Raw genomic sequence first — 19939 nt, forward strand, 5'->3', positions numbered from 1 at the left:
TCATCCTAAAGTCTGTTAAAAATCTTCAAAAAAATTACATATACCTTGATTTGCAATTAACCAACTCTGTTGAAGAGTTTGTATCACAATATCTGAAAAAAATATATACGCTTTTTCCTGCCGAAAAAATTAAAGCATATATTAAAAATTTTCGGATTTTACCTCAAATTACCTTAAACCCTACCAATAATGAACTTGATGTTTCATTTAAATTTACCGGAGATTCATTACCTGTAGTCGAAGATGTCTTAAATTTACTCGAGAAAATATCTAATAAAGATAAAAGAACTATTGTAATTTTAGATGAATTTCAGGAAATAAACCAATTTGAAAAAGGATTCGACAAAAAATTACGTGCAATAATCCAACATCATAAAAATATTAATTATGTTTTTCTTGGAAGTCAGGAATCACTCATGAAATATATTTTTGAGAACAAAAAATCTCCATTTTATCATTTTGGTCAAATACTTCAGCTACAAAAAATTAAAGATGAGTTCTTTATTGATTTCTTAAATAATGGTTTTGCCACAGTTACTCGCAATGCTGAGTTTATTTCAAAACAAATTATTTTATTTACACAAGGGCACCCCTACTATACACAGCAACTCGCATATAACGTATGGAACTTGTTGTATATGAAAAAAAACGACCAAGAGGTGGTAAGTCTAGCTATTAATGAAACAATTATGTCGCATGATTACGATTTTGAGCGACTTTGGAACACTCTCAACCTCACAGATAGAAAAACATTAATTCATTTATTGCAAAATTCAGATACGCCATTTTCACATCAACACCTTAATATCCCAACAAGTACTTTAATGAGCTCCATTAAACGACTTTTAGTCAATGGTTTTATCATTAAAAACACAAAAGGCTATGAAATTGATGATCCATTTTTTAAACAATGGTTATTAATCAGAAGAAAAAAAAGCTAAGAAAAATCATACAAATTTCCTTGATGATTGGATGATGAATATTCATACCCCCGCCTGTCATTACCTGTTGATAATGATTTATCTGGAACACTTGTAATTGATAAAACTAAATGATAAAAAAATAATTAACCAAACTGCTCATTAATAAATTGGATACCAACATTGTCATAATTGGTGCTGGAGTTGTGGGACTTGCCATTGCACAAGAACTTTCGAAGTGGTTCGACGATGTTTATCTGATTGAAAAAAACACAACCTTTGGTCAAGAGACCTCGAGTCGAAACAGCGAAGTCATTCACTCGGGCATATATTATCCCAAAGGCTCATTAAAAGCGACAATCTGTGTGGAAGGGAAAAAACTCTTATACGACTATTGCCTACAAAAGCAAATCGCACACAAAAAAATCGGTAAATTGGTAGTATCGACCAATGCTTCTGAAGACACCATTTTGTACTCCATACTCCAGCAAGCACAAAACAATAATGTTACAGATGCTCAACTACTATCATTAGACGAAATAAAGCAACTCGAGCCCCATATAAACGCTACGACGGCACTTTACTTCCCATCGACGGGCATTGTCGATTCGTTTAGCTTAATGAAGCAACTCGAAAACGATGCCATCAACCAAGGGGTTCAGGTGCTTTACAAAAAAGAAATTACGGCTATTCGTAAAATCACCAACGGATACGAACTTACCGTTAACGAAAACGACGAGCAGTTTAGTTTTACCGCTTCGATAGTAATCAATGCCGGTGGACTATATGCCGATAAAATAGCTGCCATGGTTGGCATTCACGATCTTTCTTATACAATTCACTATTGGAAGGGCGAATATTTTTCCGTCACAAACGGTAAACATAAGCTCTTAAACCACCTGATATACCCCACCCCAAACCCAAACAATACCGGGCTTGGCATACACGCTACACTCGATATCAACAGCCGGCTGAAATTAGGACCCAACGCCCTATATCTCAACACCAAGATTCTCGATTATAGTGTAAATAAAGACCACCTCGAAAGCTTTTACAATGCGGCCATTAAATTTTTACCTTTTATTGAATTACACGATTTACAACCCGATCAGGCAGGCGTACGCCCTAAATTGCAAAAACCTGGCGATACCTTTAGAGATTTCATCATTTGCAACGAAACTAACAAAGGATTTAAAAACTTTATCAACCTTATCGGTATCGAATCACCAGGATTGACAAGCTGTTTGGCAATAGCCAAAAAAGTTAAAAAGCTTATCCAATAACACCCACGCTCGTCATTGCGATTTTCAACTATTTTGAAAAAGAAGCAATCTCATCAAAACACATACAACATGTTTTAAGAGCATTGAAAAAAGCTTAGCGCAGATTGCTTCACACATACGCACATGTAAAACTTCGTTCGCAATGACGAAAAAAAAGAAAATTCTCACAAGACCTAATTAAATTTTTCTAAATCCAAATAATTAATAACATTTAACTGAAATCAGAAATGAAAAAAGCAATTATAACAGGTATTACAGGACAAGACGGCAGTTACCTTGCCGAAATTCTTCTTGAAAAAGGCTACGAAGTACACGGCATTATACGACGTAGCAGTTCATTTAATACCGGACGAATAGACCATTTATATAATAATCCCGAAATTTTAAATAATCGACTATTCTTACATTATGGCGATTTAGTTGATACTTCGAGCTTGCATCGCATTTTAGAAAAAGTACAACCTGACGAAATATACAATTTAGCTGCTCAAAGCCATGTAAAAGTCTCGTTCGACTTGCCCGATTATACCGCTCAAGTCGATGCTTTAGGAACTCTCCGCTTTCTCGATGCTATTCGCGAAACGGGCATAAACACTAAATTCTATCAAGCTTCTACCAGCGAACTTTTTGGTAAAGTGCAAGAAGTACCTCAAAGCGAAAAAACACCATTCTATCCTCGTTCACCTTATGGAGTGGCAAAACTATACGCTTACTGGATAATTGTCAACTATCGCGAAGCATATAATCTCTTTGCTTGCAATGGCATTCTTTTCAATCACGAAAGCCCACGCCGCGGCGAAACTTTTGTTACAAGGAAAATAACACGCGCAGCCGCTCGTATAGCATTAGGATTGCAAGACAAGCTGGTACTAGGGAATCTCAACGCTAAACGCGACTGGGGATATGCTAAAGAATATTGCGAAGGCATGTGGCTCATTTTACAACATCACCAACCCGACGATTTTGTGCTAGCTACCGGCGAAACACATACCGTACGCGAATTTGCCGAAAAAACATTTGCCGAAATTGGTATTATGATCGAATGGCAAGGGAAAGAAGAACATGAAAAAGGTATTATCAGCGATCTTCAAGATAAAGGTTTTGAACTAAAAGGAATAAGAAAAGGTAAAACAGTTGTAGAAGTTAGCCCATCCTATTATCGCCCAACTGAAGTCGATTTGCTCATTGGTAATCCTGAAAAAGCACGCCGATTATTAGGATGGCAACATCAAACAACATTCGATGAACTGATAAAAATGATGACCATTGCCGATTATGAAAAGGTTTTAAAAAGAGGATATTAAGTTAAAATGATATGATTCGATGAAATAAAAGAAACCTTTTAAAAGATAAAGCAGTCATATATTTAAATTAGTATGTGCAAAGCTTACATTATACAACTTCCCAAAATTATCGACCAAAGAGGAAATTTAACATTTGTCGAAACACAAAAACATGTTCCCTTTAAAATAGAACGTGTATTCTGGATTTACGACGTTCCGGGAGGCGAAATCCGTGGCGGACATGCCTATAAAACAGCTAAAGAGTTTATTATTGCTCTTTCTGGTAGTTTTGATGTGATTGTAGATGATGGTAAAGAAAAAAAAACATTTTCGTTAAACCGCTCTTATTATGGACTTTTTGTTCCCGAAGGAACTTGGCGACATATGGAAAATTTTTCTACTAATGCATTGGCTTTGGTACTTGCTTCTACAAATTTTAATGAAAATGATTATATACGGAATTATGATGAATTTTTATTGTTTAACAAAAATTTAAATGAAATTAAATCAACTAATTCTTTAATATCCAAAAATATTTTAGACATAAACTCAAAATTAAGTTCTGTTTTCGATTGTTCACATATAGAATTAAACATCCATCATCGCGAAAAAGGAAATATTACAGTAGTAGAAAACCATAAAACACTCCCGTTTAATGTGAATCGAGTGTATTATTTATACGATATTCCAGGAGGTGAAGCTCGTGGCGGTCATGCACACAAAAATCTTTATCAATTAGTAGTAGCTGCAAGTGGAAGTTTCGATGTAATATTAGATGATGGTAAAGTAAAACGTACCGTTACTTTAAACAGACCATACCATTGCCTTTATATAGTTCCCGGCATCTGGCGTGAATTGGTTAATTTTTCTTCTGGTTCTATCTGTTTGGTCTTGGCATCCGAAATATATGACGAAAATGATTATTTAAGAGAATACGAACAATTTAAAAAATATAAGTTATGAATCACTTATTAGAAGTAAAAAAAATTATTGAGAGTATTTTAGAAAACAGAGGTAAAAAATTAAGTTGTGAAATTAACAATAATACACATTTAAGAAATGATTTAGGATTTGATTCTCTAGATTTAGCAGAATTAACAGTAAAAATTGAATATATTTTTGGTGTTGACGTTTTTGCTGATGGTATAATTGACACAGTTGAAGAAATTATTAGAAAAATTGAAAAAAAATAATTATGAAATCGCAATCTTGTCAGATGATGAGATAAGATCTGGTCTTAATTTAAAAATAAAAAAATTGAAAATGGAAAACGATATTCTCTTTTTTATTGACATAAAAAATAATATATACATAACTTGGCAAAAATTATTAAATGATATTAATTCTACCAATTCAGTCCAAAATTATATACATTATAACAGTTTTTATGATATTTTTTTACAAGTTATAAAAAGTTATTTATTCAATAATAATGTTATACTAATAAACTCTGAATTAAAAGAATTTGAAAATAAAAGCATTATAGATAAAATTAAAATATCTTCTACAAAAACAAAATTAAGTTTTAATTTTTCTTCAAAAGATGAATTTTTGCATTACATTTCAAATTACAAAAGTAAAGGTAGTATTACATTACTTACATCAGGTTCTACTGGATTACCTAAAATAGTAACACATTATTTTGATTCTTTAAATAGATTTGTTAAGACTGGCAAAAAATATACACATGACATTTGGGGTTTAGCATATCATCCTGCTCATATAGCAGGATTACAGGTATTTTTACAAGCTTTTTTTAATGGTAATTTAATTGTAAGATTATTTGGTTTAGAAATTAGTCAAATTAAAGAATTAATTTTAAAATATAACATCAACAGAATTTCAGCTACTCCCACATTTTATAGATTATTAGTTGACAAGAACTTGTATTTTGAAAATGTAAAAAGTATAACTTCAGGAGGAGAAAAAATAGATAATGAATTAAAAGATTCTTTAAAAAATATTTTCAAAAATGCCAAATTTATTAATGTCTATGCTTCTACAGAAGCAGGTTCATTGTTTGCTTCTGATGATGAATGGTTTTATATACCTGAGCATGTTAAAGATTATGTCAAAATAGTTAATAATCAAATATTTATTCATAAAACATATATAGGTTTTATTGAGAATAATAGTGATAATGAATGGTATTCAACTGGTGATGTAATTGAATGGGAAAATTCTGAAAAAAAGAGGTTTAAAATTGTTGGTAGAATAAATGATATAATAAAAGTCGGTGGATATAAAGTTAATTTACAAGAAATTGAAGAAGCTATTAACCAAATAAAAACTGTAAAAATTTGTAAAGTGTATAATAAAAAAAACTCTGTGTTAGGTAATATAATCTGTTCAGATATAGTAGTTAAAGAAAATTGTTTATTAAATGAAAAAGAAGTAAGAAATTTTCTTAGAGACAAACTTCAAGAATATAAAATTCCTAGATTAATAAGATTTGTTGAAAATATAGAGACTACTTATACTGGAAAATTAACAAGAAAATAAAATTATATGAACGTTTTAGTAACAGGTGTATCAAAAGGATTAGGTCTTAAAATTACAGAATTACTTCTTAAAGAAAATCATTTTGTATATGGCATTAGCAAAACTAAAACAAACATGATTGAAAAATTTAGTAATGAATACAAAAATAATTTTAAATGGATTTGTTATGATCTTTCAAATCCTAAAGATGTGCATTTAATTTTTAAAAATGAGATTGGACTTGAAAACCATTTACACGGATTTGTTAATAATGCAGCTATAGCATACGATGATATTATTACGAATACTAATCTTGAGTATCTAGAAAAAATGTACTTAGTTAATGTTTTAACTCCTATAATGTTAACAAAATATTCTATAAGAAATTTTCTTTTACATCAAATTAATGGTTCTATTGTTCATATTTCTTCTATTAGTGTACATACAGGATATAAAGGTTTAGCGATGTATGCTTCTACAAAAGGGGCATTAGAAGCATTTTCAAAAAATACAGCAAGAGAATGGGGAGAGAAAAAAATAAGAAGTAATTGTATTGTTTCAGGATTCATGGAAACAGAAATGAGTGCCTCATTGACAAAAGAACAAAAAAATAGAATTTATCAGCGTACTTCGCTAAAAAGTCCGGTCGACATTGAATCTGTTGCATATACTGTACTTTTTCTTTTAAGCGATAAAGCCAAATCAATTACTGGGCAAAATATTTATGTCGATAACGGAACAATTTAAATAATAAAAATGAAATATCCTTCTCGTCAAACTGACGAGACAAGTGTTGAACTTAATTTAAAAATAAAAAATAATGAAATTTAACAATCAAAACATTAAAATAGGAAAAAATGTTTCTATTGGAAAAAATGTTAAAATAGGAGATAATACTATTATTTATGATAATGTTATCATAGGAGATAATACTATCATTTCAAATAATTGTGTTTTAGGTGAACCAACTGCCAGCTATTATATAGATGAAAATTATAAAAACGAACAATTAGTTATCGGAAAAAACTCACTTATTAGAAGTCATACTATTATTTATTCCGGATCAATATTAGGCGATTTTTTACAAACAGGACATAGAGTAACAATTAGAGAAAAAACAATAGCTGGGAATCATTGCATGTTTGGATCTTATGTTGATATTCAGGGATATTGTAAAATTGGAAATTATACACGTTTCCATAGTTATGTTAACATTGGACAATATTCTAATATTGGTAATTTTGTTTTTATATACCCTTTTGTAGTTTTAACTAATGACCCAACACCTCCCTCTGATAAACTTATTGGAGTTTTAATTGACAACTTTTCACAAATAACAACTGCTAGTATATTATTACCTGGCACACATATAGGAAAATTTTGCTTAGTTTCTGCAAACTCTGTTGTTAATGGGAAGTTTGAAGACGATTCGTTTATTTCTGGTAATCCTGCAAAATTAATTGGAAAATTAAGTAAAATGCCTTTTTTTAATAATAAAGGGAAAAAACACTATCCCTGGCCTTACAATTTCGACAGAGGAATGCCATGGCAGGGTATCGGATATGATGAATGGATTAAAAATCAAAATTTATGATTCATTTTCTAAACCTTCAACAAATCAACGCTCAGTATGCTGATGAACTAAAAAAAGTCGCTGCTGAAGTTATCGATTCGGGTTGGTATTTGCTTGGCGAAAGAGTAAAAACGTTTGAAAATGAGTTAGCCAACTTTATTGGTGTTAAACATGCCATAGCCTGTGCCAATGGACTCGATGCTCTAAGACTTATTTTGCGTGCTTATATCGAAATGGGCATTATATCAGAAGGTGATGAGGTAATTGTGCCTGCCAATACTTATATTGCCACAATTTTAGCCATTACCGACAACCGGCTTAAACCTGTTTTAGTAGAACCAGATATACAAACCTATAACTTAGATTTATCTCTGATTGAAAAACACATTACAGAACGCACCAAAGCTATAATGGTGGTTCATTTATACGGGCAAACATGTTGGAGCCAAGATCTCGAAACCATTGCAAAAAAACACAACCTCAAAATCATCGAAGATAACGCTCAAGCCATCGGTGCCTATTACATTCCCTCTTATCATAATGAACCTGTCAAAACACCTTGTCATTCTGAATTATCTCATCATTCTGATTTACTTCGTCATTCTGACTTACCTCATCATTCTGAACTTGTTTCAGAATCTCCTCAACACACACCACTCCCTGCTGAACCTTCTCATACATCGCCCAACTCAGAATCGAATATCATTCCATCAACCCATTATCCCCGCACTGGATCATTAGGCGATGCGGCTGGCTTTTCATTTTACCCAGGCAAAAACCTCGGAGCTCTAGGCGATAGCGGTGCTGTAACTACCAACGATGACGAATTAGCATCGGTAGTAAGGGCATTAGCCAATTATGGATCCTCAAAAAAATATGTCAACGATTTTCAAGGTTTAAATAGCCGCATGGACGAATTGCAGGCAGCTTTCCTCATTGTGAAGCTCAAATACATCGATACCGAGAATCAACGCCGCCGAGAAATTGCACAATACTATTGCGAAAACATCAAACATCAAGATATTATTTTACCCATCAATACCACCATTCATCATCAAATAACCACATTAAAAAACCATGTTTTTCACTTATTTGTCATCCGCCACCCCCAACGCAATAAATTACAACAATATTTAAGCCAACATGGCATTCAAACACTTATTCATTACCCTATTCCTCCACACAAACAAAAGGCGTACAAAGAATGGAACTACTTATCTTTTCCTATAACTGAAAAAATCCATAACGAAGTACTGAGCTTGCCGATGAGTCCGGTATTAAAAGATGAAGAAGTAGAAAACGTTGTAAAAATCATAAATCTATTTAAGTAATAATTCTCCTCTTTAATGCAGGAAGATAATTCATATAAACAAATTTTAAAAGCAACAACACTTTTCGGTGGAGTACAAATAATTAATATTATTATTGCCATTATCCGCTCTAAGTTTATTGCCGTACTGCTTGGTCCCACCGGTATGGGAATAGCTGGATTGTTGACCTCAACTACAGGATTAATCAGCGGATTAACGAACTTCGGACTGGGTACAAGTGCTGTTAAAAATGTTGCCGACGCCAATGGCACCGGAAATCAAATTCGGGTTTTTATTATTATAACCGTACTCCAGCGTTGGGTGTGGATTACAGGCTTGTTAGGAAGCATTATTACTATAGTGCTTTCGTCATGGCTTAGCCAAATTACATTTGGTAATAAAGATTATACAACGGCTTTTATATACTTATCGGTTACTTTGTTACTCAATCAGCTTAGTTCAGGACAAATGGTGGTACTCCAAGGATTAAGAAAATTACAATATCTTGCCAAAGCAAGTCTCTCGGGAAGCATTGCAGGACTTTTAATTTCTATACCTATGTATTATTTGTGGAACATTAAAGCTATTGTTCCTGCTATAATCATTTCTTCATGCATTGCCTTATTTTTTTCGTGGTATTTTTCACATAAAATAAAATTTGAACCGGCAAAGGTTTCAAAAGTTAGAACCATTGCCGAAGGTAAAAATATGCTCTTCATGGGTTTTATGATCAGCTTAAGCAGTTTGATAACCATAGGGGTAGGGTATTTAGTGCGTATATTTATTAGTAGAACGGGGGGGGTGGAACAAGTAGGATTATATACTGCCGGTTTTGCTATTATTATAACTTATGTTGGTTTAATATTTAATGCAATGGCAACCGATTATTACCCACGATTATCGGCAGTGGCTCACAGTAATGAGCTTAGCAAAAAAGCCATGAACGAACAAGCCGAAATAGCAATACTCATTATTGCACCCATTATTATGATTTTTTTGGTTTTCATCAAATGGCTTATTATTCTCTTATATTCAACCCATTTTATCGCTGTAAATGCAATGATACACTGGGCAGCTTTAGGCATGCTTTTTAAGGCTGCCAGTTGGTCCATTGCTTTTATTTTATTAGCCAAAAGTGCAAGTAAACTTTTTTTTTGGAACGAATTGCTTGCCAATGTTTATATGCTGCTTTTTAATATTATAGGATATAGATTAGGCGGATTAGAAGGGCTTGGCATTTCGTTTATGCTTGTCTATTTTGTATATCTAATACAGGTTTTTGTTTTGGCAAATGTAAAATACAGTTTTTCTTTTAATAAAGATTTTATTCGTATTTTTGTTATCCAGCTATTTTTAGCGTTTATATGTTTTCTTATAATGAAACTAATGGCAATGCCTTATTCTTATATAGCAGGAAGTTTTTTTATTGTCATTTCTGCATGGTTTTCATTTAAAGAGTTAGATAAAAGAATCGGAATAAATGCTATTTGGAAAGTCCTTAGATCAAAATTAATCAATAAAATGCGAATATGAATAATTATTTAATTTAAAATTACAACTATTTAAATATGATGTCAATTAAATATTGATTAATTACTACATTTCATTAAAGGTTTATAAAGAACTAAAATATAATACCATTGCAAAACTATAAAACACAACAATTACTGATATTGTGATTAAAATAAACATCCTTTTCAATAATTTACAGAATGCTTTTTTCTCAATTACTAAAAAAATCGCAATGACTAAAAAAGTTTTAATATTAATTACTTTACAAAAAATAATATTATGAGATTTATAAAAAAAATTGATAAACTAATATTAAAATACTTAATTAAAAAATCTACCAAAACTCAAAATATTGATAAAAAATTATATTATTTGGATTTTGCAGCCAGGTTTCAGTTTTTTTCAAAAGATTATCGTTTTAGCAATTATGAAATAGAAAAAGAATTATGCAATATAGCAAAAATAAACTCAATAATTCTTAATAATCCTAAAACTAATTCTTTTATTCATGTTTACTCAAATATCAATAGCACCGGTGGTCATTCATTACTTATAAAAAATTGGTTGGATATAAACAATAGTGATAATTTTTCTAATCATACCATAATAATGTTGCATAAATCAAATTCATTACCGAAATGGATAGATGAATACAAAACCAAGGGCATAAAATTTATTGACTTATCTTATTATACAGATATTCTTGATAAATCTCTTAAATTAAGACAAATCGCCTCAGAATATTCATTTGTTGTTTTATATACACACATGGTAGATATAGTACCCATATTAGCATTTGGTACAGAAAAATTTAAAAGTCCAATATTATATTATAATCACGCAGATCATTTGTTCTGGCTTGGCGCATCAATTGCCGATATTGTAATAGAATTTAGAAATTTTGGCGAAAGAATAACACAAAAATATAGAAACATATATGAAACCAGAATTATGCCAATACCTATATCTATAAAAAAACCAAAGATAACTAAAATTGAAGCCAGAAAAAAATTAAATTTTGATGTCAATGTTAAAATTTTATTATCAATAGCTTCTGCTTATAAATATAAATATAATAAGAAATACCCCATGGTGGATATTCTTATAAATATAGTTAAGGAATATAAAAATGTTATGGTTATTTTTATAGGTCCAGATCCCTCAGAAAACTATTGGAAAAACATTTCAAAAAAGACTAATAATAAAATAAAAACTTTAGGCTCCATTAATTATTCAAATTTATATTTATATTATTCAGCAGCAGATATTTATTTAGATAGTTTTCCAACACCTTCTATTACTTCAACCCTTGAAGCAATTTTATATGGCTTACCAGTTGTTTGCATGAATACCCCTTTAGGACATGTTGATATCCTTAATGATATACTTGTTAGTAATGAATTAGAATATTTAAATAGAATTAAATATTTATTACAATACAAAGAAAAAAATGACTTATATGAAAAATTAGAAAAAGAACATTTAGAATTAGGATGGAAGTATAAATACTTGTGTTTATTAGACTCTTTACCGGTTAAACATTCTGTTAAAATAAGACATAATGTCAGTATTGAAGAAGATATAAAATATATTCATAATGCAATCCGTTCGGGAAATAGAATGTTATTGATACCCATATATTTTAAAAAAATATCTATAAATATTAAGCTACTTTCAATATTTATTATTTTATATAAAATCGATATTAAACTATTAAAATATATATTCAATAAAATTATTTGTAAAATGTACTATGATAAATGAAAATGAAATATCAATTTTAATTCCAACGTATAACAACGAAAATACTATTTATAGCTGTTTAACCTCTGCTATAAATACTAAGGCACTAGAAATATTAATAAGCGATGATTTAAGCAGCGATAATACAGTCAAAATTATAAAAACTTTTAATGATAAAAGAATTAAGTTGTTTATACAAAATCGCCGTTTAGGATTGTGGAAAAATCATCAATTTTTATTAAAAAAAGCTAAAGGTAAATGGATTAAATTCTTACAAGCAGACGATTACTTATCGGAAAATGGTCTTAAAAAGTTTTGTGAAGTTAATGATGAAAATGTTACAATAATCAGTTCACCTTCATTATATAAAAACTTAGAAACCAATAAAACATTTATAAACATTAATGTAGAAAAAAATATATTTTTCGAACAACATAAATATTTAAAAAGAATAATAAAATATGGAAATGAACTTAGTACACCATCAAACACATTAATTAAAAAAAATGCTATACCCATTACCAATTATTTTTGGAGGAATTCACTTTCATGCGATTTAATAACTAATATAATTGCAGCTTCAAAAGGGAAAGTGTTCTTTGTTAAAACTGGTCAGATTATAAGAGGAATACATTCAAATCAAGATACATTTAAACAGGGTACACTAACCTTTATTACAAGGAAAGTAAAAACTTTTTTAATTTTAAATAACTTATTTGATAATAAGACAAAATATATTATTCATTTTTATTTTTTTATTAATATATTTGCATTAATAAATGAATATAATAAAAACAAAAATATATTGACTGTAAGAGAAAAGGTTTATTGTAAAAGCAGAATTAAACAAATATTAAAAAAATTAAATTATTTTTACATATTAATTAACATGCTTTATATAATAAAAGCAATTCATTTTAAATATTTTTCAAATCATAAATATTCAATAAAAGAAAAATGAAAATACTTCATATATCTAATTTTGATAATGGATCAACAGCCATTGCAAGGCTAAAAGCCTTTAAAAAAAATGGAGCAGAGGTTTTTACTTTAAATGTAGTAGATAATTTTCCAAACAAATATAAATTGTATTTATACTATAATTTTGGCTTCGATCATGTTTTTAATAATCTTAATACTGAAATTTTAAAAATTTCTGTAAAACATAAGCCTGACATTATTTTTATTGAAAAGGGGAATTTTGTATATCCTAAAACATTAGCTTTATTAAAAGAATTTTTAAATACTAAACTTGTTCATTATAATCCTGATGATCCTTTTGGGTCATACCAAAAAGGATGGTCATTATTATTAAAAACTATTCAACAATATGATATTTGCTTTGTAGCAAGAAAATGTAATATAAATGAATATAAAAAACTTGGGGCAAAAATAATTTATACTTTTAATAGAGGTTTTGATCCTGAATTACACAAGAAAATAAAATTATCAGAAGATGATTATAAAAAATTTTATACACCTGTGGGTTTTATAGGCTCATACGAAGAAGAAAGAGCAGAATATATATCTTTTTTAATTGAAAATAAAATTCCTATAAAAGTATATGGCGGTGGATGGAAGAATAATAAACATTGGAAAATAATTAAAAACAACTATATTGAAGGTAAATATGTTGGATTAGAATATGTTAAGGTGATTAATGCTATGGATATTGCACTTCATTTTTTAAGGAGGGCGAATCGAGATGAACAAGATCACCGTACATTTGAAATACCTGCATGCGGGACATTTATGCTTGCTCAATACTCACCATTTCATAAAGAATTGTTTTCTATAGATAAAGCTGCAGTTTTGTTTGACACAAAAGAAGATTTGTTAAATAAAGTAAATTATTTTTTACAAAATAATGAAGAACGAAAAATTATTGCTGAAAAGGGTTATAATATTATTAGAGAAAAAGGATTTGATTATGAAAATATTATAAAACAAATTCTAATATTATGCCAATCGTAATAAAACAAAGTATTTATTATACTTATTACAAGTACTCATGCAATTAAATTATTAAAAAAAGAGAAAACAAATTTATAATTTTTCAAATAATTATTTATAAATCATATAATATGTAATGTCTATTGTTACTTTTTTAAGTAGTATATAAGTATAGTTTACAAGAAAACATAAATTTAAAAAGTATGTATATAAATTTGTAACTTTCATAAAATTTTAAAATGTTTTAAATGAATAATATTATTTTAGAAATATTATATAATTTTCTTTTTTTAATAATAGGCATGTTTATGCTAAACATCTATATAAAAAATAACAAGTTAAATATAATAAATATTTTAGGATTAAGTCACTTAACCATTTTTGCACTTCTTAGTTTAATAAGTATTATAAATGGACGTATTGTTAATCCATTTACTTTTTGGGAAATAACAAGATATTATTTAAGCATATTATTAACCACAATAGGTATTTTTTCTTTTAATATATTTCTACCGAAAAAGCTTCGCTATTCTACAGAAATTAATAAATTGTTAAAAAAATATTTAAGCATCCCTGTCAAAAAAAAGTTTATTTTTTTTACTATAACATATATTATCAGTTGGAATATAAAAATTACTTTTAATTTATCTGCATATGGTTCTGGCAATATTGATCGCGTTTTAGCATTACCCTATTATATTGTTGTTAGTAAACAATTAATAGAAATAATTCTCAATGGCATTGCCTATATTGAAATAGCACTCATAGTTATTAATAAAAGCTACATAAAATGGATATATCATCTTCCAATTATTATTTCTATGATTATTCTTGTTGCAACATCAAGGTCTTGGTTTTTATGGCTTTTTGTATTATCAATTCTTATTTATTTCTGGTTAAACCAAAAAGTTAATATTAAGATGTTTTTGAAATATTTACCAATTATTTTTTTTATATACTTATTTCTTTTTCCATTAATAATTGGTTATAGAAATACACAAGTTGAGCTAAATAATGAGAATGAAAATTTAGCTGGGATTGAATTATATAGAGAAACATTGATAAGATTATGGAAAAAAGACTATAGCGAATTTAAAATGAAAAATAAGGAAAACTTAGAATCTCGTGCTAACTTTATGGAGAAAAACAATTTAATAATGGATGAAGCATCTATTGACCCTATGATGGGTGAACTTTTTTTTTCAAGCATATTATACTTAATACCTCGCTTTTTTTTACCTGATAAATTTGTGTATTTTGGAGCACATAGCAATGAGGTAATAATAGGTAATTATTACGGCATACCTTTAACGGATATTTCTGACAATATTCCACTATATGGTTATGTTGATTTTTTATTACCGGGTTGTTTATTGGCTGGTTTGATCGTATCGCTTATAATTTACATTTGTTTTAAAATTATAATGTTATTATCAGATAAATTTACAATACTAGCCACTTCTATCTTTGCAATAATACTGGTAACTTCATTTAGGGTAGAAGCAAATTACATATTATTTTTCTCTTTATTACGAAATATACTAGTAATTTATATATTAATAATGTTATATGATATTTTAAGAAAATATCTTCTTACAAAGTTATAAATATATCTATTTTAAGATGAAAATAATTATTAAAAAAATGAAAGTTTATATCTTTAGACCGGGGCAATTAGGTGATGCTCTGACAATGGTACCTGTGATTTATATAATTAGAAAATTACATCCTGAATCAAATTTTATATTAATAACGGATAAGCCAGCTAAATCACATTATGTGTTTAGTTGGGAAGTTTTTAAAAACTTCGATTTTTTTGAAAAGGTTATCCCCTATTCAAAAAATTTTTGTGACATGATTAAAATTTTTATTGAGCTTAGAAAAAACCCAGATTCTATTTTATATTTGCTTGCTGTAAAAACAAAATGGGGGAAGTTGCGTGATAAAATTTTCTTTAGATATATCTGTGGAGTAGAAAAAATAGTTGGGCTTAAAGAAAGCCATACAAACTTGTTTAGGAGAAAATCAAATGGTTATCTTGTCAAAGCATTAAGGGATTCAGAAAAATTTATCAGAATTGTTGAACGATATCACAATGTTAAATTCGACAGACCTGAAGGTTGTTTGCTTCCTATAAACAACCATATCGTACATAAAGTCAACCAAATTTTTGAAAATGTTCAATCAGAATTAAATAAATCATCCTACCTTATTTCTATATGTGCAGGCACTAAAATGCCAGCAAAAAAATGGTTTAGTGATAGATATGCCGAAATTGCTAACAGATTGATTGAAAAGAAAAATGCTTTTCTCATTTTTCTGGGTGGAAAAGAAGAGTTTTACGAAATAGAAACACTAATTACCAATATACGTAAAAAAAACAAGGTATTGAATTTGGTAGGTAAAACTTCAGTCATAGAATCGGCAGAGATTTTAAGGAGAAGTTCACTATATTTAGGAAATGATACTGGAACTATGCATTTAGCAGCAACTGTCGGAACAAAATGTGTTACCATTTTTAGCAGTAGAGGAGTATTTGGAAGACATATCCCTTATGGTAAGGGTCATGTTAATATTATCAAAAGAGTTGAATGTGAAGGCTGTAATTTAGAAGTTTGTATCGAAAAGAACATGGAATGTTTACGACAGATAGAAGTAGAAGAAGTATGGGCAATATTAAATGATATATTATTATGATGAATCTCATTTTTTGGCAAAATACAATAAGCCCTCATCAATTACCTTATATTTTTGAAATATCTAAAATAAATGATGTTACAAAGGTAATTTTAATTGCTCCTATTATACTAAGCGAAAAAAGAAAAAAATTAGGATGGACCATTTCTTACAAAGAAACTGATAAATTCAAGGTTATTTTAAATCCAGATAAAAATCAAATAAAAAATATATTTTTACAATATCAGGAAAACAGTCATCATTTTTTTTCAGGCATAAGAGCTTTTCCATTTGTATTTAATGCATTTAAAATATCTTTAAACTATAACATAAAACGTTCTATAATCACAGAATCTCCATTTTTTTACAAAAAACCCCCATTTCTTCATTTTATAAAACAATTTTTTTTTGAATATAAATATTACAAACATATTTATAGTTTTTATGCCATGGGTTCCACTGCATGTAAGTGGTATTCTAAACTTTACAAAGGGCCAATTATCAATTTTAAATATTGCACCAATAGTGTGCAAACTAATTTTAATCATCCTAAAAATTCAGTAATTAAATTAGTTTTTGTCGGAAGTTTAATTAAACTTAAGAATATTGAAATGGTAATAAAGGCATTATCAAAATGTAAAGAAAAAAAAATTGAATTTCACCTAATTGGCGATGGTCCTTTAAGAAATAAACTTATTAGAATGACCCAAAAATTTAATTTAAGCAATAATGTTTTTTTTCATGGAGTTATAAAGAATGAAGAAATTCCATTAACTTTATCACAATTCGACGTTTTAATACTTCCATCTTTTTATGATGGTTGGGGATCAGTAGTTAATGAAGCTTTAATGGCAGGTTTATATATCATTGTAAGCAATCGATGTGGCAGCAAAGATTTAATTGATAATAATGGAGTAAGAGGTATTATTATTCAACCAAAAATAAAAGAATTATTAAGTGCTTTAAATTATGTATCAAGAAATATAGACATAATCAATATTAATAGAAAAAATAGAATAGAATGGTCAATAAAATACTTATCACCGACTACAATAGCAAAAGAATTTTTTCTTTCGTTAAATTCATAATAAATATAAATGAATAGTATATGAGCCTAATAAAAACAATAATGTTTATTATTAATCATCCGTTAAACAAAAGGAATAAAAGAAAATCCATTATTAGATATTTAAAATGGCAAATTAATTCTTATTTAAATCCTTATAAAATAATATATCCTTTTACAGAGAGATCCTACCTTATAGTAGCTAAAGGAATGACGGGTGCAACTGGAAATGTATATTGCGGATTACATGAATTTATAGAAATGTCATTTTTGTTACATTTTTTAAGACAAGACGATTTATTTGTTGATATAGGTGCCAATATTGGAAGTTATACAATTTTGGCTTCAGCACATGTTGGTGCTAAAACAATATCATTTGAACCAGTACCTGAAACTTTTTCAATACTTTTACAAAACATTGCAATAAATAATGTTTTTAATAAAGTTACAACATATAATTTAGCTGTCGGAAATACAAATGGAGTAATAAATTTTACAAAAGATCACGACACAATGAATCATGCCGCTATAAGTTCTGATTCTAATGTTATTGAAGTAAAAATATGTAAATGCGATGATATATTAAAAAATCAAAATCCGACATTATTAAAAATTGACGTCGAAGGATACGAAACAGAAGTTATTAATGGTGCATTTGAAACGCTTAAAAAGGAAAGCTTAAAAGCTATTATTATAGAATTAAATGGTTCTGGGAATCGGTATGGTTGCGATGAAAAAAATATCCATGAAAAATTGCTTGCTATTGGTTTTTATCCAAGTATATACAATCCATTTACTAGACAATTAAAAAAAATAGAACCTTTTAAAATGCAAAATACAATTTATATTAGAGATTTTAATTTTGTTAATATGAGATTATTAAGTGGAGATAAAATTAATATTTTTAACAATTCTTTTTAGTAATGAAAATCTGCCATATCATTACTAGTATCGACCAATCCGGTGGCGGACCTTCCAAAAGTGTTTGCGATTTAAGTATTCAATTAGCTCAACAAGGCCTTGACATTCATCTCTTAACACAAGCGTCTGAAAATCCTTATATACAAACAAGCCCACACAAAAAATTAGAATTACATTTTGTACAGGGAATTTCGTTTTCATTAGCTATAAAACAACAATTAACCCAAGAACACTTTGATTTACTTCATAGTCATGGTATCTGGCAAATGCCAGTACATTACGCAGCTCAATTAGCTAAAAAAAATAATATTCCGTATATTATCTCAACCAGAGGCATGCTCGAACCATGGGCACTGAATTATAAAAAATGGAAAAAAAAATTAGCTTTATGGATATATCAAAATAACGATCTAAAAAAAGCCGCTTGTATTCATGCTACCGGTAAAATGGAAGCTCAACATATTCGTCAATTAGGATATACCAACCCCATTGCCATTATACCTAACCCTATTGAACTTAAAGAAAAAAAAACATATACCAATTTAAAAAAAGAAAAAAAACGCTTAGCATTTATTGGCAGACTCCATAAAATAAAAAATATTGAAAGTCTTATGCATGCATGGACTAAAATTAAAAATACACAAGATTGGGAACTCGTATTGGTTGGTGATGGCGAAAAAAATTATGTACAATCGCTTAAGCAATTAGTTGCTAATTTACAAATACAAAATATATTATTTACAGGTTTTTTAGCTGGTGAAGAGAAAGAAAAAATTATGCAAACACTCGATTTTGTTGTATTGCCTAGCTTTTCTGAGAATTTTGGTATGGTTGTCGGCGAAGCATTACAAAACGAAATTCCTGTCATTGCCTCTACCGGAACACCATGGGATGATTTACAAAAACACCAATGCGGTTGGTGGGTCAATAACGATGTAGAAACCCTGTCTCAAACTATACAACAAGCCATAGCATTATCCGATGAAGAACGCCAACAAATGGGGCAACGAGGCAGAAAATTGATTGAAGAAAAATATTCTGTTGAAATAGTGGCTTCTCAAATGATACAGTTGTACGAATGGATACTTAAAGGTGGTACAAAGCCGGAATTTGTGTATGAATTATGAATAATGTATTACCATCTTACTCCCCCCAACCGTCATGCTGAACTTGTTTCAACATCTCCTCAAAACCCAACATACCCCTCAAAACCGTCAT

The 19939-nt window shown here is 29.0% G+C and carries 18 protein-coding genes; all 18 read left to right on the forward strand.

Features of this window, described 5'->3' with window-relative positions; genetic code table 11:
- Positions 1–50 precede the first annotated feature (50 nt).
- The 18 genes from HPY79_09280 to HPY79_09365 all read left to right on the forward strand — a co-directional run bounded on the left by HPY79_09280 (position 51) and on the right by HPY79_09365 (position 19848).
- Positions 51–941, forward strand: a complete 891-nt coding sequence (locus HPY79_09280) for a hypothetical protein (GenBank protein ID NSW45990.1) — start codon at positions 51–53, stop codon at positions 939–941.
- Positions 942–1090: 149 nt separating this feature from the next.
- Positions 1091–2203 carry an NAD(P)/FAD-dependent oxidoreductase gene (locus HPY79_09285; protein NSW45991.1) on the forward strand — a complete coding sequence of 371 codons (1113 nt, stop codon included), beginning with the start codon at positions 1091–1093 and terminating at the stop codon, positions 2201–2203.
- A gap of 227 nt (positions 2204–2430) precedes the next feature.
- On the forward strand, positions 2431–3507 hold the full coding sequence (gene gmd, locus HPY79_09290; GenBank protein NSW45992.1) for a GDP-mannose 4,6-dehydratase: 1077 nt from the start codon (positions 2431–2433) through the stop codon (positions 3505–3507).
- A 72-nt stretch (positions 3508–3579) separates the two neighbouring features.
- Complete coding sequence (locus HPY79_09295; protein ID NSW45993.1) at positions 3580–4449, forward strand: WxcM-like domain-containing protein; 870 nt, start codon at positions 3580–3582, stop codon at positions 4447–4449.
- Positions 4446–4679, forward strand: coding sequence for an acyl carrier protein (locus HPY79_09300; GenBank protein NSW45994.1), 234 nt, complete (start codon positions 4446–4448; stop codon positions 4677–4679). The genes HPY79_09295 and HPY79_09300 overlap by 4 nt, the downstream gene beginning before the upstream one ends.
- Positions 4645–5988 carry a long-chain fatty acid--CoA ligase gene (locus tag HPY79_09305; GenBank protein NSW45995.1) on the forward strand — a complete coding sequence of 448 codons (1344 nt, stop codon included), beginning with the start codon at positions 4645–4647 and terminating at the stop codon, positions 5986–5988. The genes HPY79_09300 and HPY79_09305 overlap by 35 nt, the downstream gene beginning before the upstream one ends.
- Positions 5989–5994: 6 nt before the next feature.
- A complete protein-coding gene (locus tag HPY79_09310) occupies positions 5995–6714 on the forward strand; it encodes an SDR family oxidoreductase (protein ID NSW45996.1) in 720 nt (239 codons plus the stop codon).
- 73 nt (positions 6715–6787) lie between these two features.
- Complete coding sequence (locus HPY79_09315; protein NSW45997.1) at positions 6788–7561, forward strand: N-acetyltransferase; 774 nt, start codon at positions 6788–6790, stop codon at positions 7559–7561.
- Positions 7558–8871 carry a DegT/DnrJ/EryC1/StrS family aminotransferase gene (locus HPY79_09320; protein NSW45998.1) on the forward strand — a complete coding sequence of 438 codons (1314 nt, stop codon included), beginning with the start codon at positions 7558–7560 and terminating at the stop codon, positions 8869–8871. The genes HPY79_09315 and HPY79_09320 overlap by 4 nt, the downstream gene beginning before the upstream one ends.
- Before the next feature lie 15 nt (positions 8872–8886).
- Entirely contained in the window at positions 8887–10383 is a 1497-nt protein-coding gene (locus HPY79_09325; protein NSW45999.1) for an oligosaccharide flippase family protein, read from the forward strand.
- A 258-nt stretch (positions 10384–10641) separates the two neighbouring features.
- A complete protein-coding gene (locus HPY79_09330; protein ID NSW46000.1) occupies positions 10642–12126 on the forward strand; it encodes a glycosyltransferase in 1485 nt (494 codons plus the stop codon).
- A complete protein-coding gene (locus tag HPY79_09335; protein NSW46001.1) occupies positions 12116–13066 on the forward strand; it encodes a glycosyltransferase family 2 protein in 951 nt (316 codons plus the stop codon). Before HPY79_09330 ends, HPY79_09335 begins: the two co-directional genes overlap by 11 nt.
- Entirely contained in the window at positions 13063–14079 is a 1017-nt protein-coding gene (locus tag HPY79_09340) for a glycosyltransferase (GenBank protein ID NSW46002.1), read from the forward strand. Before HPY79_09335 ends, HPY79_09340 begins: the two co-directional genes overlap by 4 nt.
- Positions 14080–14306: 227 nt before the next feature.
- On the forward strand, positions 14307–15665 hold the full coding sequence (locus tag HPY79_09345) for an oligosaccharide repeat unit polymerase (GenBank protein NSW46003.1): 1359 nt from the start codon (positions 14307–14309) through the stop codon (positions 15663–15665).
- Between the two features lie 16 nt (positions 15666–15681).
- The gene (locus HPY79_09350) at positions 15682–16755 is read left to right on the forward strand and encodes a glycosyltransferase family 9 protein (GenBank protein NSW46004.1); all 1074 of its coding nucleotides are present in this window, start codon (positions 15682–15684) and stop codon (positions 16753–16755) included.
- The gene (locus HPY79_09355) at positions 16752–17822 is read left to right on the forward strand and encodes a glycosyltransferase family 4 protein (GenBank protein NSW46005.1); all 1071 of its coding nucleotides are present in this window, start codon (positions 16752–16754) and stop codon (positions 17820–17822) included. The genes HPY79_09350 and HPY79_09355 overlap by 4 nt, the downstream gene beginning before the upstream one ends.
- A 20-nt stretch (positions 17823–17842) precedes the next feature.
- Positions 17843–18721: an FkbM family methyltransferase gene (locus HPY79_09360; GenBank protein ID NSW46006.1), complete on the forward strand. Its 879-nt coding sequence runs from the start codon at positions 17843–17845 to the stop codon at positions 18719–18721.
- A gap of 2 nt (positions 18722–18723) precedes the next feature.
- Entirely contained in the window at positions 18724–19848 is a 1125-nt protein-coding gene (locus HPY79_09365; protein ID NSW46007.1) for a glycosyltransferase, read from the forward strand.
- Positions 19849–19939 lie beyond the last annotated feature (91 nt).

It is taken from the genome of Bacteroidales bacterium, assembly GCA_013314715.1.
GTDB lineage: Bacteria > Bacteroidota > Bacteroidia > Bacteroidales > GWA2-32-17 > Ch61.